Source organism: Kineococcus anabasis (assembly GCF_054590795.1).
On record NZ_BAAIHU010000001.1, the window covers coordinates 15,657 to 31,229 of the forward strand.

The window sequence follows — 15,573 nt, forward strand, 5'->3', positions numbered from 1 at the left end:
AGGAACGCCGGGGGAGGAGCCGCGAGCGGGCGCCGACGGCGCGCAGGCCGTCGAGGCGGCCCCCGTCGAGGTGGCGCAGGTCGAGGTGGCCCAGGTCGAGGTGGCCCAGGTCGAGGCGCCGCACGTGCCCGTGCCGGAGGTCTCCGCCCTCCGGGTCCCGGTGCCCGAGGCCGTGGTGCCCGGGCGTCCGGCGCCGGGGGACGGACCGCCGCAGCCCGCGCCGCCGCAGCCCGCGCCGGTCGCGGACGCGGCGCCCGACGCCGGTGCACCCGCCGGGGAGCCGGAGGCCGGGGAGCCGGAGGGCGACGCTCCCGCGCCGCAGGCCCGCCCCGAGGCGCTGGGGCCCACGGGACGGCCCGTCCCCCGCTTCGCCGCACCGGGACCGCTCGCCCAGCACGGCCCGGCCCGCGTCATCGCGATGTGCAACCAGAAGGGCGGTGTCGGCAAGACCACGACCGCCATCAACCTGGGGGCGGCGCTGGCGGAGTACGGCCGCCGGGTGCTGCTGGTCGACTTCGACCCCCAGGGCGCGCTGTCCGTCGGTCTGGGCGTCAACCCGCACGAGCTGGACCTGACGGTGTACCAGGTGCTCATGGAGCGCGGCACGGACGTGCGCTCGGTGGTCCGCGAGACCGCGGTGGAGAACCTGGACCTGCTGCCGGCCAACATCGACCTCTCCGCGGCCGAGGTGCAGCTGGTGGGGGAGGTCGCCCGCGAGAGCGTGCTGACCAGGGCGCTGCGGCCGGTGCTGCAGGACTACGACGTCGTGCTGATCGACTGCCAGCCCTCGCTGGGCCTGCTCACCGTGAACGCGCTCACCGCCGCGCACGGGGTGATCATCCCGCTGGAGTGCGAGTTCTTCGCGTTGCGCGGTGTGGCGCTGCTCGTGGAGACGATCGAGAAGGTCCGGGAGCGGCTGAACCCGGCGCTGGAGATCGACGGCATCCTCGCCACGATGTACGACGGCCGCACGCTGCACAGCCGCGAGGTGGTGACGCGGGTGGTGGACGCGTTCGGGGACGACGTGTTCCACACGGTCATCGGGCGCACGGTGAAGTTCCCCGACGCCACGGTCGCCGCCGAGCCCATCACCTCCTACGCGCGGCAGCACGCCGGTGCGGAGGCGTACCGGCAGCTGGCCCGCGAGCTCATCGCCCGCGGGGACGCCGCCTGAGCGGGGCGGGTTGCTCCGCCCGCAGCATTCGCCCTGTCGGTCCCCGGTGCGGACTCCGGGTGTCGGAAAGCTGACGCAGAGTTCTCCTGGGGAGCTCGTGGGAATACCCGACCGCCATTTTCGGCACGGTGGGTGAGAATTCGATTCCGCCGTGTCAGCGAATTCCGACACTGCCGCGAGGGGAGGGTTTTGCTCCGGAGATCTCCGTGCGAAGGATTTCCGGAAGAGCACTATCCTTCTCCTTCCGAGCAGAGGGGGGCCTCGTGGCGACAGAGGTACGGAACCGGGCCAGGCGCCCGGGGCGGCGGGCCGGTGCACCGGAGCTCGCGGAGGAGATGGCCGAGGGGCTCGTCGGCCACCGCGCCGTGGACGTGGCGCTGTGGAACCTCGACCGCGTCCTGGTCGGTGACGCCCGCACCCGGCTGACCGGCCGCGACCTGCTCCTGGGCGCCGCCGCCGTCTGCGCCGCCGTGCGCGCCGCCGACGCCACCGGCTCGCCCGTCGCGGTCCTGCGCGGGCACGACGCCGGCGCCGTGGCGGCCGCCCTCGGCGTCGTCTCCTCCGGTGCCCCGCTGCTCGTCCTCGACCCCCGCACCCCCGCCCCCCGGCTGCGGCAGTTCGTCGAGAGCGCCGGGGCGCGCCTGTGCATCACCGACGCCGCCCTGGCCGCCACCGCGGCCGAGCTCGGCATCCCCGTGGCCGACCCCGCCGGAGCGGCCGACCCCGCCGGGGCCGACGTCGACGCCGCCGTCCGCGAGCTGAGCGCGGTCCCGCGCGAGCCGACGGACACCGCCCTGATCGTCTGCACCTCCGGCTCCACCGGCCGCCCCAAGGCGGTCGCCTGCGACCACCGCTCCGTCCTGCACGACGCGTGGACGAACTCCGTCGGCACCGGCTGCTACGGCGCCGGTGACACCGTCGCCCACGTGCTGCCCCTGGGTTTCTCCGCCGGGATCGGCGTCACCCTGGCATGCCTGCTCTCCGGGGCGCGCCAGGAGCTGTTCGACCCCCGCGTCCGCTCCGCCGCGGAGCTGCCCGCATGGCTGCGCGAGATCCGCGCCACCGCACTGCTCGCCAGCCCCGCCATCCTCCGCGGTGCCCTCGCCGCCCTGCCGGCCGGGGAGCGCATGGACGGCCTGCGCGTCGTCACCATGGCCGGGGAGACCGTGCACGGCGCCGAGCTGGCCGCCGTCCGCGCCGCCGTCGGCCCGGACTGCGTGCTGCGCAACCGCTACGGCTCCACCGAGACGTGGCTGATGAGCGAGTACCTCCTGGCGCCGGGCGACCCCGCACCCGAGGGCGCCACCCCCGTCGGGTGGGCCGTCCCCGGCGTGCGGCTGCAGGTGGAGACCGAGGACGGGCAGCGCTGCGACAGCGGGACCGGGCGCATCGTCCTGACCTCCCGCTGGCTGGGCACCCGGTACTGGGGCGCCGACGACCTGACCGGGGCCTCGTACACGGAGAACGCCGACGGCACGCGGTCCTTCCGCACCAGCGACGTCGGCAGCATCGCCGCCGACGGCTGCCTGCGCCTGCTGGGCCGGAGCGACCACAGCGTCAAGATCCGCGGTCTGCTCGTGGAGCCCGGGGAGATCGACGCCGTGCTCTTCGCCCTGCCGGAGGTGCGCGAGGCCCTGGTGGTGGGGGCCCCCTCACCCGCCAGCGGCCGCATGCGCCTCGTCGCGTACGTCGTGCCGCACGGGGAGCCCCCGTCCGTCGCCGCACTGCGCGCCGCGGTGCGCGCCGCCCTGCCCGCCCACATGGTGCCCGAGCAGGTCGTGTTCCTCGACGCACTGCCCCGCACCGAGCGCGGCAAGCTCGACCGCTCGGCGCTGCCGACGCCGCCGGAGGTCGTCATCGGGCGCAGCGGGCCGCGCACCGACCTGGAGCGGATCGTCGCCGAGTTGTTCGCCCGCGTCCTGGAGCTCGACCGGGTCGGCATCCACGACGACTTCTTCGCCCTGGGCGGCGACTCGCTCGCGGCCGAGGCCCTCATGGCCGCCGTCGCCGAAGAGACCGGCATCGACGACGACCGGCTGTCCACCTCCATGCTGGTGAGCACCCCGACCGTCGCCGGCTTCACCGCCGCCCTGCGCGAGACCCGCCGGGACGCTCCCGGCGGGCCGGTCGCCCTGCGTGGCACCGGAACCCGCCGCCCCCTGTTCCTCGTCGCCGGCGCCGGCGGTGTGGCGATCGCCCTGCGTCCGCTGGCGCAGCGGCTGCCGGACGAGCAGCCCGTCTACGCCCTGCAGGCCCACGCCCTGGAGAGCGGTGGCCTGCCGGACTGGTCGATCCGCCGCGTCGCGCGCCGCCACGTCGAGGCGGTGCGCAGCGTGCAGGCGCGCGGCCCGTACCGCCTGGGCGGGCACTCCCTCGGCGGGCTCGTCGCCCTGGAGATGGCCCACCAGCTGCGGGCCGCGGGGGAGGAGGTCGAGCTGCTGGCGGTCCTGGACTCCTTCCCGCCGGACCCGCAGCTCGCCCCGCCCGTCCTGGAGGGCTCCGCCTGGCAGAAGGCCAGGACGGTCGTGACCGTCATGGGCACCGGGTTCATCCCCGACCGCGTCGGCGGGCACTACCGGCGCTTCCACCGGCACGGCATGCTGCTGCACAAGATGTACCGGTGCGCCCCCTACGGCGGGCGCACCCTGGTCGTGGTCGCCACCGACGACGTCGACACCGCCGCCCGCTCCCGCTGGCAGCGCCACCTCATGGGCGACTGGTCGATGGTGCGCATCCCCGGCGACCACATGTCCATCCTGCGCGAGCCGCACGTCGAGGCCATGGCCGCCGCGGTCGAGGCCGCCCTCGGTGCCCTCGACGGCGACGACGGGGCACCCGGCGGCGAAGCCCCCACCGTCCCCCCGCAGCGCGGGGGCGTGGCCGGGACCACGGCTGAACGGTCGGTACCGTGAAGGGGTGCTGACCCCGCCGACCACCGCCTCCGCGCGGACCGGTGACGGCAGGGGCGGCCCCGCGTTCGAGGTCCACCTGGAGAACTTCACGGGGCCCTTCGACCTGCTGCTGGGCCTGATCGGCAAGCACCAGCTCGACATCACCGAGGTGGCGCTCGCCCGCGTCACCGACGAGTTCATCGCGCACATCCGCGCGACGTCCGCCGCCGGGCAGGGCTGGGACCTCGACGAGGCCAGCGAGTTCCTCGTGGTGGCCGCGACGCTGCTGGACCTGAAGGCGGCGCGGCTGCTGCCCGCCGCGGACGTCGAGGACGCGGAGGACCTCGCGCTGCTGGAGGCGCGGGACCTGCTGTTCGCCAGGCTGCTGCAGTACCGCGCCTACAAGCAGGTGGCGGAGGTCCTGGCCGCGCGCATGGCCGAGGGCTCACGCCGCGTGCCGCGCGCGGTGGCCCTGGAGCCGCACCTGGAACGCCTGCTGCCCGAGCTCGTGCTGACCGTCACCCCGGAGCAGTTCGCCGCGGTGGCCGCGAGGGCGCTGACGCCGAAGCCGGTGCCGGCGGTGCGGCTGGACCACCTGCACACGAGCACGGTGAGCGTGCGCGAGCAGGCGGCGGTCGTCGTGGCCCGGCTGCGCTCGCGCGGCAGCGCCACGTTCGCCGACCTCGTCGCCGACGCGGGTTCCGGGCCGGAGGCCACGCTGGTCGTGGTCGCCCGGTTCCTGGCGCTGCTGGAGCTGTTCCGCGAGCGGCAGGTCACGCTGGAGCAGCCGGAGGCGCTGGGACCGCTGACGGTGCACTGGCAGCCGGAGGCGGGCGCCCTCAGCGGCGTGGACGTGCTCGCCGGGGTCGACGAGTTCGACGGGACGGGCCCGGAGGTGCCGCCGGCGCCGCGCGACGGGCAGCGGCAGACGCCGCCGGGTGCGGACGGGCACGACGCGGGCGGGCAGGACTCGAGCGGGCACGACGGGAGCGGCCACGGGGCCGGGCCGGGCAGCGGGGACGACGGGACGGGAGAGGCGTGAGCGCGACCGCAGGAGCGGACGGGGCCGTGGCGCAGGCTGCGCCCGGGGACGACGGGGCCCGGGCGCAGCCGGGTGCGGCGCCGCAGGACGAGGCGGCGGGGCTGCGCCCCGCGCTGGAGGCCGTCCTCATGGTCGCCGACGAGCCGGTCGCCCCCGCGGCCCTGGCCCGCGCCACCGGCTCGGAGGAGACCACCGTGCTCGCGGTGCTGCGCGAGCTCGCCGGGGAGTACTCCGACGCCGGGCGCGGTTTCGAGCTGCGCGAGGTCGCCGGCGGCTGGCGGATGTTCTCCCGCGCGGAACACGCCGGGGTCGTCGAGGCGTTCCTGCTGGACGGGCAGACCGCCAAGCTCACCCAGGCAGCGCTGGAGACCCTGGCCATCGTGGCCTACCGGCAGCCGGTCAGCCGGGCCCGGGTCTCGGCGGTGCGGGGGGTGAGCGTGGACGGCGTGATGCGCACCCTGCTGACCCGCGGGCTGGTGTGCGAGGCGGGGGTGGAGGCCACCTCGGGTGCCACGCTGTACCGCACCACGGACGAGTTCCTGCACCGCATGGGCCTCAGGAGCCTGGAGGAGCTGCCGCCGCTGGCGCCGTTCCTGCCGGAGCTCACCGAGGTGGACGCGGTGCTGCAGGAGCTGGAGGCGCCCGAGGTGCTCGCCGGTGCGGAGCCCCCCGCGGCGGGCACGGCGCAGGAGCACGGGCCGCAGGCCGGGGACGACCCCGGCGCGGACGACGACGAACAGCTGACGACGGGCCCGGACGCCGGGCCCGCCGACGAGGAGGACCGATGAGCCCGACCCCACCCCGCCGCGGCGGGGGTACGTCGTCAGGACGACCCGGCGGTGATCGGCGCGCCTCCGGCGGAACCGGCAGGCCGGCCACCGGACGGGGCGGCAAGCCCGCCGCGCGCGGGACCGGCGGCAGCGACGGATCCGGCGCCGCCGGACGGGGCGCCCCCGGACGTGGTGCCGCTGGACGTGGTGCTGCTGGACGTGGTTCTGCTGGGCGGGGCGCCGGCAGCGGCGCGGCCACCGGGCGCGGGACGGGAACCGGCAGGCCCGCCACCGGGCGTGCGGGTGGACCCGCCACCGGGCGTGCGGGTGGACCCGCCACCGGGCGTGGGGCGGGGACCGGCAGGTCGACCCGCGACGAGGCCACGGCGCGCGGCGCGACGACGGACAGCAGGGAGACGGGCAGCAGGGAGACGGGCAGCGGAGCCACGGGCAGCAGGCCCGCCACCGGCAGGCCCGCCGGCCAGAGCCCTGCCGCCAAGAGCCCCGCCGCGAAGGCCTTCGCCGCCAGGAGCGCGGCGGGCAGGCGTCCCGCCGCAGGAGGCGCGGCGGGCAGGCGTCCCGCGGCCGGGGGCGCGACCAGGCGTCCCACCGCGGCGGGCGCGCCCGGCAAGGCGGTCGCCGGCGGCCGGGCCGGGACGCGCCGGGGCGCCGCCAAGCGCATGACCGACGACATCACCCCCGCCCCGCAGCCGCCGCGCCGCGCACCGCGACCCAGCAGCCGCCGCGACGCGGACGTCCACGACCCCGCCGGCATCCGCCTGCAGAAGCTCCTCGCGCAGGCCGGGGCCGGCTCCCGGCGCGCCTGCGAGGAGATGATCGCCGCCGGCCGCGTCACGGTCGACGGCGAGGTCGTCACCGAGCTCGGGGTGCGGGTGGACCCCGCCCGGCACGTCGTGCACGTCGACGGCCTGCGCTTCCAGGTGGACGACGACCTGGTCTACATCCTCGTCAACAAGCCCACGGGCGTCGTCTCGACCATGTACGACGAGGACGGCCGGCTCAACCTCGCCGACATGGTCGGCCCGCGCGAGGAGCGGCTCTTCCACGTCGGGCGCCTCGACATGGACACCGAGGGGCTCATCCTCCTCACCAACGACGGCGCGCTCGCCCACCGCCTGCAGCACCCCTCCTTCGGGGTGCAGAAGACGTACCTGGCGGAGGTGCGCGGCCCCGTGAAGAAGGAGCTCGGCAAGAACCTGCGCGCCGGGATCGACCTGGAGGACGGGCCGGTGACCGTCGACTCCTTCCGGCTCGTGGACTCCAAGCCCGGGTACGCGCTCGTGGAGGTGGTCCTGCACGAGGGCCGCAAGCACGTGGTCCGGCGCCTGCTGGAGGCCGAGGGCTACCCGGTCCTGAAGCTGGTGCGCACCCAGATCGGTCCGCTGGTCCTCGGCGACCTCAAGCCCGGCCGCAACCGGCGCCTGACCAAGGGCGAGGTGCAGCAGCTGCTGAAGTCCGCCGGGCTGTAGCGGTCCGCCCGCCCGCGGCGCCCCGGCCCGGCACACCGGACCGGGGCGCGGCAGGATGGCACGCCGTGACAGGCGCGGCAGCGGACCTCCCCCTCCCCCCGGACGGCGCGCACACCAGCCCGCCGCTGACCCGGGGGAGCGTGCGCGTGGTGGGCACGGGCCTGCTCGGCGGCAGCATCGGCCTGGCGCTGAGCGCGCGCGGGGTGGACGTGCTGCTGTCCGACCCCTCGCCGACGGCGGCGGCCCTGGCGCGGGACATGGGTGCCGGGCGCGTGCACGCCGAGCACCCCGGCGCCCCGGCGCCCTCCCTCGTGGTGGTCGCCGCGCCCCCGGACGTCGTCGCCGGCGTCGTCGCCGAGGAGCTGACCCGCTGGCCCGCCGCGCTCGTCACGGACGTCGCCAGCGTCAAGGGGGACCCGCTGCGGGTCCTGCGGGCGGCAGGTGCGGACCTGTCGCGCTACGCCGGGGGGCACCCGATGGCCGGCCGGGAGCGCTCGGGGGCGGTCTCGGCCCGCGGTGACCTCTTCGTCGGGCGCCCCTGGGCCATCACCCCCGCCCCGGAGACCTCGGCCCGGGCGGTCGACGCCGTGCGGGCCCTGGCGCTGGACTGCGGCGCGAGCCCCGTGCAGATGCCGCCGGAGCAGCACGACCACGCCGTCGCGCTCGTCTCCCACACCCCGCAGGTCGCGGCGAGCCTCGTGGCGGCGCGGCTGCGCGACGCGCCCGACGCGGCCGTGGGCCTGGCGGGGCAGGGGCTGCGGGACGTGACGCGCATCGCCGCGAGCGACCCCGCGCTGTGGGCGCAGATCCTCACCGGCAACGCCGGGCCGGTCGCGGACGTCCTGCGGGCGCTGCGCGAGGACCTCGACCGCGTCATCGGGGCGCTGGAGGCGCTCGCGGCCGACCCCGCCGCGGTGGGTGCGCGCGGGCAGCTGGCCCGGGCCATCGCCGACGGAGGCGCCGGCCGCGACCGGATCCCCGGTAAGCACGGCACCCCTCCCACGCGGTACGCCACGGTGACGGTGGTCGTGCCCGACGCGCCGGGGCAGCTGGCCCGGCTGCTCGGGGACGTGGGCGACGTCGGCGTGAACCTGGAGGACCTGCGCCTGGAGCACTCCCCGGGGCAGCGGGTGGCGCTGGCGGAGGTCGCGGTGCTGCCCGCGGCCGCGGAGCGGCTCAAGGAGGAGCTGCGGGCGCGCGGCTGGACCGTCCCGGACTGACGCGGGACCGGTGCGGGAGGGGCGCCCCGCAGCGGCGGGTGTGCGGGGGCCCGCGCGCTTTCGACTAACCTTCGACGGTGCCCCTGCCCGAACGCCCCAGCTCCTCCGCGTCCGCAGCGGCGCCGCTCGTCGTGGCCGTCGACGGCCCCTCCGGCTCCGGCAAGTCCAGCGTGTGCCGCGCCGCCGCGTCCCGGCTGGGGACCGCCTACCTCGACACCGGGGCCATGTACCGGGCGGTGACCTGGTCCTGCCTCCAGGCCGGGGTCGACCTGGCCGACGCCGCGGCGATCGCTCGGCACGTGCGCTCCGTCGCCCTCGTCGTGGGCACCGACCCGGCCGCCGCGACCACCCACGTCGGCGCGGTCGACGTCACCGGGGCCGTGCGCGGCGCGGAGGTGACGGCCGCGGTCAGCGCCGTGGCCGCGGTCCCCGAGGTGCGCGCCGACCTGATCCTGCGCCAGCGAGCCCTCATCGACGCCGCGTGCGCCGCGCCGGCCGCCGGGTTCGAGCCCGGTGTCGTCGTGGAGGGCCGCGACATCACCACGGTCGTGGCCCCGCAGGCACCGGTGCGGGTGCTGCTGACGGCGCGCGAGGAGGTGCGCCTGGCCCGCCGGGCCCGGCAGGACCACGGTGCCGCGGACGAGGGCGCGCTCGAGGCCGTGCGCGACGGCGTGCTGCGCCGGGACAGCGTGGACTCGCGCACCACGGACTTCCTGGCCGCCGCGGACGGGGTGGTGACGCTCGACTCCAGCGACCTGGACCTCGAGGGCACCGTCGAGGCCCTGCTCTCGATCGTGCGGCGCGCCGTGGCGGTGGCGCGGTGAGCGCCGACGTCACCGTCGAGACCCCCCGGCGCTGGACGAAGCACGTCGGCACGTTCCTCGCGCACGGTGTGTGGAACTCCGCGGTGCACGGCGCGGAGGACGTGCCGCGCACCGGGCCGGTGCTCTTCGCCGCGAACCACGCCTCCATCCTCGACGGTCCGCTGCTGTTCGCGGTGGCCCCGCGGGACGTGCACTTCCTGGTCAAGCGGGAGATGTTCACCGGGGTGGTGGGCTGGGCCCTGACGCGGGCGGGGCAGGTGCCCATCGACCGCAGCCACGGCGACCGCGGCGCCCTCAGCGCCGTCCTGTCGGTGCTGCAGCAGGGCGGCGCGGCGGGTGTGTTCCCCGAGGGGACCCGCGGGCGCGGGGACGCCTCCTCGGTGCGCTCGGGCGTGGCGTGGCTGGCGCTGCAGTCGCAGGCCCCGGTGGTGCCGGTGGCCTGCCTCGGCGCGCACCTGCCGGGGGAGCGGGAGCGCAAGCTGCCCCCGCCGCGGCGCAGGCTGCACTTCGCCTTCGGGGAGCCGTTCACGGTGACGAGGGAGGCGGGCGTGCCGGGCCGGGTGGCGCTGGCCGCCGCGGCCGAGCAGGTGCGCACGCGGCTGTCGGGCCACGTGCTCGGCTCCATGCAGCGCCTGGGGATGCCGCTGCCGCAGGACATGGCGGGCGATGAGCTGGGACTGGGCGAGCTGGCGTCCGGGGACGTGCCGGGAGGGCAGCGATGAGGCCGGGCGACGACGGGATGCGTGGGGACGTGCACGAGGTGCCGGAGCAGGACGTGCCCGAGGAGTTCGACGCCCCGGGACAGCTCGACGCCGGAGAGGAGCTCGACGGCGGGCCCGGCGGCGACGGGCCGGGCCGGGAGCGGGCGCTGCGCGCCGGCCTGGAGGAGTACGAGCTGTCCGAGGAGGACCTCGCCCTCCTGCACGGCGGTGGCTCCGACGGCGAGGAGGACGCCCCCCGCGGCCCGCTGCCGGTGCTCGCCGTCGTCGGGCGGCCCAACGTGGGCAAGTCCACGCTGGTCAACCGCATCCTCGGCCGCCGCGAGGCCGTCGTGGAGGACGTGCCGGGTGTCACCCGCGACCGCGTGATGTACCAGGCGGACTGGTCGGGGCGGGACTTCACCCTCGTCGACACGGGCGGCTGGGAGCGCGACGTCGTGGGCCTGCACCTGCGCGTCGCGGAGCAGGCGGAGATCGCGATCGAGCTGGCCGACGCGGTCGTGTTCGTCGTGGACGCCACCGTCGGGGCCACCGCCACCGACGAGGAGGTGGTGCGCCTGCTGCGCCGCTCCGGCAGGCCCGTCGTGCTCGCCGCGAACAAGGTCGACGACGAGCGCGGTGAGGCGGACGCGGCGGCGCTGTGGTCCCTGGGGCTGGGGCAGCCGTACCCGGTCTCGGCGATCCACGGGCGCGGCACCGGTGACCTGCTGGACGCGGCGGTGGCGCTGCTGCCGCAGGTCTCGCAGGTCGGCGGTGCCGTCGCGACGGGCGGCCCGCGCCGCGTGGCGCTGCTGGGCCGGCCCAACGTCGGCAAGTCGAGCATGCTCAACAAGCTCGCCGGCTCCGAGCGGGTGGTCGTGGACCCCACGGCGGGCACGACGCGGGACCCGGTGGACGAGCTGATCGAGCTGGGCGGGCGGCAGTGGCGGTTCGTGGACACCGCCGGCATCCGCCGCCGGGTGCACCAGACGAAGGGCGCGGACTTCTACGCGTCCCTGCGCACGCAGGCGGCGCTGGAGAAGGCCGAGGTGGCGGTGGTGCTGCTCGACGCCAGCGAGCCGCTGACGGAGCAGGACATCCGCATCGTGAGCATGGTGCAGGAGTCCGGGCGCGCCCTGGTGCTGGCCTACAACAAGTGGGACCTCACCGACGAGGAGCGCCGGATCTACCTGGAGCGGGAGATCGAGCGGGAGCTGGTGCAGACGCAGTGGGCGCTGCGGGTGAACGTCTCGGCGTTCACCGGCCGGCACGTGGAGAAGCTGGTGCCCGCGCTGGACACCGCCCTGGAGTCCTGGGACACCCGGGTCCCGACGGGCCGGCTCAACGCGTTCCTCGGTGAGCTGGTGGCGGCGCACCCGCACCCGGTGCGCGGCGGCAAGCAGCCGCGCATCCTGTTCGGCACGCAGGCCTCCACCCGCCCCCCGCGCTTCGTCATCTTCTCCACCGGCTTCCTGGAGGCGGGCTACCGCCGCTTCATCGAGCGCCGGCTGCGGGAGACGTTCGGCTTCGTGGGCTCGCCGATCGAGGTGAGCGTGCGGGTGCGGGAGAAGCGCAAGCGGTGAGGTAAGCTCTCACCCGGTCCGGAACGCGCGAGCGTGTCCCGGGCCGATCGGGCTGTGGCGCAGCTTGGTAGCGCACTTGACTGGGGGTCAAGGGGTCGCAGGTTCAAATCCTGTCAGCCCGACAGGTTCAGCAGCAGGTCAGAGCGGGTCTCGCCCTCCGGGGTGGGGCCCGCTCCTTGCGTTCCCGCGGAGCCTGACCGTCGCGCCGGCTGCTCCGCTCCGGCGGCGCCCTCTGCCACCTCCCGCGCGTCGTCGCCGGCGCGGGCGCCCCGGACCCCGCCGTCGGGCGTGCGCCGCCGCTCCCGCGTCGGGTGGGCACCCGGCGCCGGGAGGTGCATCGTGGGACCGGTGCCCCGCGCGTCACCCGGTCGCCGCATCGAGGCGGTGCGCCGGAAGCCGATACAGGAGGCGAGGCCGCCTCTCCGGGCGGGGACCGGGGAGGGTGGTGGTCGACGGTGCTCCAGGGCTCGCAGGTGCGCGCGGCCGTCGCCGCACCCGCGCGGACGGCGGCGCTCGCACAGCTGGAGTCGCTGCTGCCCGAGCTGCGCGAGGACTTCGCGCGGCTGGCGGGTCTCGCCGCGGCCGTCACCGGCGCGGCGGTGGGCTGCGTGACCCTCGTCCTGCCGGGACGGGTGGTCGTCGCGGCCGCCACCGACCGCTCGGTGCCCCCGCAGGCGGACGTCCCCGACGAGGCGAGCGCCTGCGCGCACGTGGTGGCCGGCGGGGAGCCCCTCGTCGTGCCCGACTGCGCGGCCGACGAGCGCTTCGGGGCCGCCCCGGCGGTGCGGTGCGGGGACGTCCGCTTCTACGCCGGGGCGCCGCTGCGGGACGCCGGCGGCCACGTGCTCGGGACGCTCTGCGTCCTCGACCCCTCCCCGCGGCCGCAGGTCGACGACCGCGTCGCCGGGCACCTGGCGGCGCTGGCGGAGCAGGGCAGCGCCCTGCTCGCCCAGCGCCTGCGCAGGCGGGAGCAGGAGGCCCAGCGCGACGTGCTGGAGGCGGTCGCCGCCGGGCGCCCGCTGCCGCAGGTGCTGGACCGTCTCGCGCGGCACGTCGAGGCGCTGCTCGGCCCCGGTCTGCTGTGCTCGGTCCTCCTGCTGGACGAGGACGGCGTCACCCTGCGCGACGGGGCGGGGCCGAACCTGCCGCCGGCGTACCGGGCGGCCATCGACGGGGTGCGCGCCGGTGAGGGCGTCGGCTCGTGCGGGACGGCCGTGCACCGGCGCGAGACCGTGGTCGTCGCCGACATCGCCACCGACCCCAAGTGGGCAGGGTTCCGCGACCTCGCGGCGGAGCACGGGCTGGCCTCCTGCACCTCCCTGCCCGTGCTGGGCGCCGACGGCACCGTGCTGGGCACCTTCGCCCTGTACCGCCGCGAGGCGGGGGAGGCGGGGGCACCGGACGCCGCCACGGTCGACAGCTTCCGCGACCTCACCCGCGTCGCCGTCGAACGGGACCGCTCCCGGCGCGAGCTGACCCGCCTGGCCACCCGCGACACGGTGACGGGCCTGCTCAACCGGGCGGCGTTCTTCGCCGCGGCGGGGGACGTGCTGGCCCGCGCTCCGGCCGCCGGGACGGTGCACGCGCTGCTCTCCTGCGACGTGGACCACTTCAAGGCGGTCAACGACTCCCTCGGGCACACCGCCGGGGACCTCTACCTGGCGGCGGTCGCCGACGCGCTCGGGACCGCGCTGCGGCCCCGTGACGTGGTCTGCCGGTTCGCCGGGGACGGTTTCGCGGTCCTCGTCCCCGACGTGCCGCCGGCCACGGCCCGGGTGGTCGCCGAGCGCGTGACGGCCTGCTTCACCCGGCCCGTGCGGGTCCCCGGCCACACCATCGAGCTGTCCGCGAGCGTGGGGCTGTCCACCACGGAGCTGAGCGGCACCGCGGACCTGGACGTCCTGCTCCGGGACGCCGACCTGGCGATGCGGCACGCCAAGCGGTCGGGGCGGGCGCGCGTGCAGGCCTGCGACGGGGCGCTGCGGGCGCGCGCCTCCGCCCGCCTGCGGCTGGACCTGGCCCTGCGGCAGGCGGTCGGCACCGACGCCCTGCACCTCGTCTACCAGCCGGAGGTCGACACGGTCACCGGGGAGCTCGTGGGGTTCGAGGCGCTGCTGCGCTGGACCTCGCCCGGCCTCGGCACCGTCTCGCCGGCCGACTTCATCCCCGTGGCGGAGGAGAACGGCCTGATCGTGGAGATCGGCCGCCGGGTGCTCCTGGACGCCTGCCGGCAGCTGGCGAGCTGGCGCGCGGGCCACCCGGCCACCCGGGGGGTGACCATGTGGGTCAACGTCTCGCCCCACCAGCTGGCCGACCCCGGTTTCGTCGCGACGGTCACCGACGCCCTCGACGCCACCGGCCTGCCCGGCGCCGCACTGGGGCTGGAGATCACCGAGACGGCCGTCATGGCGGACCCGGAGGCCGCGCGGGCGACGCTGACGCGCCTGCGGCGGCTCGGGGTCCGGGTCGCCCTCGACGACTTCGGCACCGGCTACTCCAGCCTCGCCGTCCTCAAGAGCCTCCCCGTGGACGTGGTCAAGGTCGACCGCTCCTTCGTCCGCGGGCTCGGGCAGGACCTCAGCGACACCCGGCTGGTGGCGGCGATCGTCTCCATGGCCCACGCCCTGGACCTGTCGGTGGTCGCGGAGGGTGTGGAGGAGGAGGGGCAGCACGCCGTGCTGCGCGAGCTGGGCTGCGAGGTCTCCCAGGGCTACCTCTTCGGGCGCCCGGTGCCCGCGGCCGACCTCGGGCCCGTCCTCGCCGCGGGCAGCCCGGTCGCGCGCTGAGCGCCCGCGGAGGCGCCGGCGGGGTGTGCTGGGCTGCCGGAACGGAGCACGCGCGGAGGGCGCCGGCCGCGTGGCCGGCGCCCTCTGCGCGTCGTGCTGGGTGGGCGGGAGTTCTCAGAGGGCGAAGTTCACGCTGACGGACTTGGCGGCGCTGGAGACCAGCGCGCCGGTGGCGGCGGCGTAGCGGCGGGACTCCACGCGGCTGATCTGCCAGCGGGAGAAGTCCGCGGTGGTGCCGGCGGCGCAGGTGATCGAGGACGGGGCGCCGTAGTCGGAGCGCAGGATCGACTCGTGGAAGGTCTGGGCGGTGGCGCGGGTCGCGCCGGCGGCGGCGTCGGCGGTGACGTAGTCCACGGTGGAGGCGGCGTAGCGGTCGGCGCCGAGGACGCCGACGGTGCGGGTGCCGATCGCCTGCTCGGTGCCGGCGACCAGCACGCCCTCGCGGAAGCAGCCGACGGTGACGGTGCCGCTGACGGCCGAGTGGACGTAGGTGGCCTGGCCGGAGGAGCCGAGCACGGCGTCGACGAGGACGCGCTGCTGGCCCTGGGCGTCGGTGCCGACGCGGGCGGTGGGGTCGACCGTGCCCGAGGCGGCGGCGGTGGTCGTGGCGGTGGCGGTGGCCACGGAGAGCGAGCGGTCGCGCTTGTTGTTGGTCTCGTTGCCCTCGGCGATGCGGCGGGCGTCGTCGACCTCGGCGGTGACCACGTGGCTGCCGGCGGTGGCCTTCCAGGTCGCGGTGCGGGCCGGGCCGTAGTTGGCGGTGACGGTGCGGCTGGCGCCGGGGGCCAGGGAGGCGGTGGAGGTGTCGGACCAGGTGACCATCGCGCCGTCGACCTTGAACTGCACGCCGTGGATGACGCCGGCGCGGGTGGCGGCGGTACCGGTGTTCTTGATCGTGGCGGAGAAGGTGACGGCGGAGCCGGCGGCGGGGGACGCGCTGTTCCAGGTGACCGCGGTGACGACCAGGTCCGGGGTGCCGGTGGCCTGGGCGGCCGGAGCGGCGCCGAGGGCGAGGACGGCGCCGGTGGCGGCGGTGAGCAGAGCGCGAGCGATGCGGTTCATGGTGTGTCCCCCGTGGTGTTCTCTGGCCTGTGG

General features: G+C 76.7%; 11 protein-coding genes and 1 tRNA gene. 11 read left to right on the top strand and 1 reads right to left on the bottom strand.

The features are described from left to right. Positions 1-337 precede the first annotated feature (337 nt). The 11 genes from ACYQBY_RS00075 to ACYQBY_RS00125 all read left to right on the top strand — a co-directional run bounded on the left by ACYQBY_RS00075 (position 338) and on the right by ACYQBY_RS00125 (position 14,478). Positions 338-1,174: a ParA family protein gene (locus tag ACYQBY_RS00075; protein ID WP_459642415.1), complete on the top strand. Its 837-nt coding sequence runs from the start codon at positions 338-340 to the stop codon at positions 1,172-1,174. A gap of 335 nt (positions 1,175-1,509) precedes the next feature. Further along, on the top strand, positions 1,510-4,086 hold the full coding sequence (locus ACYQBY_RS00080; RefSeq protein WP_459641781.1) for an AMP-binding protein: 2,577 nt from the start codon (positions 1,510-1,512) through the stop codon (positions 4,084-4,086). Between the two features lie 4 nt (positions 4,087-4,090). Beyond that, complete coding sequence (locus ACYQBY_RS00085) at positions 4,091-5,107, top strand: segregation and condensation protein A (RefSeq protein ID WP_459641782.1); 1,017 nt, start codon at positions 4,091-4,093, stop codon at positions 5,105-5,107. A 128-nt stretch (positions 5,108-5,235) separates the two neighbouring features. Next, the gene (scpB, locus tag ACYQBY_RS00090; protein WP_459642416.1) at positions 5,236-5,895 is read left to right on the top strand and encodes an SMC-Scp complex subunit ScpB; all 660 of its coding nucleotides are present in this window, start codon (positions 5,236-5,238) and stop codon (positions 5,893-5,895) included. A gap of 662 nt (positions 5,896-6,557) precedes the next feature. Further along, on the top strand, positions 6,558-7,367 hold the full coding sequence (locus ACYQBY_RS00095; protein WP_459641783.1) for a pseudouridine synthase: 810 nt from the start codon (positions 6,558-6,560) through the stop codon (positions 7,365-7,367). A gap of 125 nt (positions 7,368-7,492) precedes the next feature. Next, a complete protein-coding gene (locus ACYQBY_RS00100; RefSeq protein WP_459642417.1) occupies positions 7,493-8,587 on the top strand; it encodes a prephenate dehydrogenase in 1,095 nt (364 codons plus the stop codon). 77 nt (positions 8,588-8,664) lie between these two features. Continuing rightward, positions 8,665-9,411, top strand: a complete 747-nt coding sequence (gene cmk / locus ACYQBY_RS00105) for a (d)CMP kinase (protein WP_459641784.1) — start codon at positions 8,665-8,667, stop codon at positions 9,409-9,411. Then, entirely contained in the window at positions 9,408-10,133 is a 726-nt protein-coding gene (locus tag ACYQBY_RS00110) for a lysophospholipid acyltransferase family protein (RefSeq protein WP_459641785.1), read from the top strand. Before cmk ends, ACYQBY_RS00110 begins: the two co-directional genes overlap by 4 nt. Further along, complete coding sequence (gene der, locus ACYQBY_RS00115) at positions 10,130-11,692, top strand: ribosome biogenesis GTPase Der (RefSeq protein ID WP_459641786.1); 1,563 nt, start codon at positions 10,130-10,132, stop codon at positions 11,690-11,692. The genes ACYQBY_RS00110 and der overlap by 4 nt, the downstream gene beginning before the upstream one ends. Positions 11,693-11,740: 48 nt before the next feature. Beyond that, positions 11,741-11,814 (top strand) — tRNA-Pro (locus ACYQBY_RS00120). A gap of 333 nt (positions 11,815-12,147) precedes the next feature. Continuing rightward, the gene (locus ACYQBY_RS00125) at positions 12,148-14,478 is read left to right on the top strand and encodes a putative bifunctional diguanylate cyclase/phosphodiesterase (RefSeq protein ID WP_459641787.1); all 2,331 of its coding nucleotides are present in this window, start codon (positions 12,148-12,150) and stop codon (positions 14,476-14,478) included. Between the two features lie 114 nt (positions 14,479-14,592). Here the strand turns inward: ACYQBY_RS00125 and ACYQBY_RS00130 are convergent, their stop codons facing one another. After that, positions 14,593-15,540: a CARDB domain-containing protein gene (locus ACYQBY_RS00130; RefSeq protein ID WP_459641788.1), complete on the bottom strand. Its 948-nt coding sequence runs from the start codon at positions 15,538-15,540 to the stop codon at positions 14,593-14,595. Positions 15,541-15,573 lie beyond the last annotated feature (33 nt).

Coding starts and splice junctions, on each gene's coding strand:
- ACYQBY_RS00130 (WP_459641788.1), bottom strand. CDS start 15,540: ATGAACCGCATCGCTCGCGCTCTGCTCACCGCCGCCACCGGCGCCGTC.
- ACYQBY_RS00095 (WP_459641783.1), top strand. CDS start 6,558: ATGACCGACGACATCACCCCCGCCCCGCAGCCGCCGCGCCGCGCACCG.
- der (WP_459641786.1), top strand. CDS start 10,130: ATGAGGCCGGGCGACGACGGGATGCGTGGGGACGTGCACGAGGTGCCG.
- ACYQBY_RS00080 (WP_459641781.1), top strand. CDS start 1,510: ATGGCCGAGGGGCTCGTCGGCCACCGCGCCGTGGACGTGGCGCTGTGG.
- scpB (WP_459642416.1), top strand. CDS start 5,236: ATGGTCGCCGACGAGCCGGTCGCCCCCGCGGCCCTGGCCCGCGCCACC.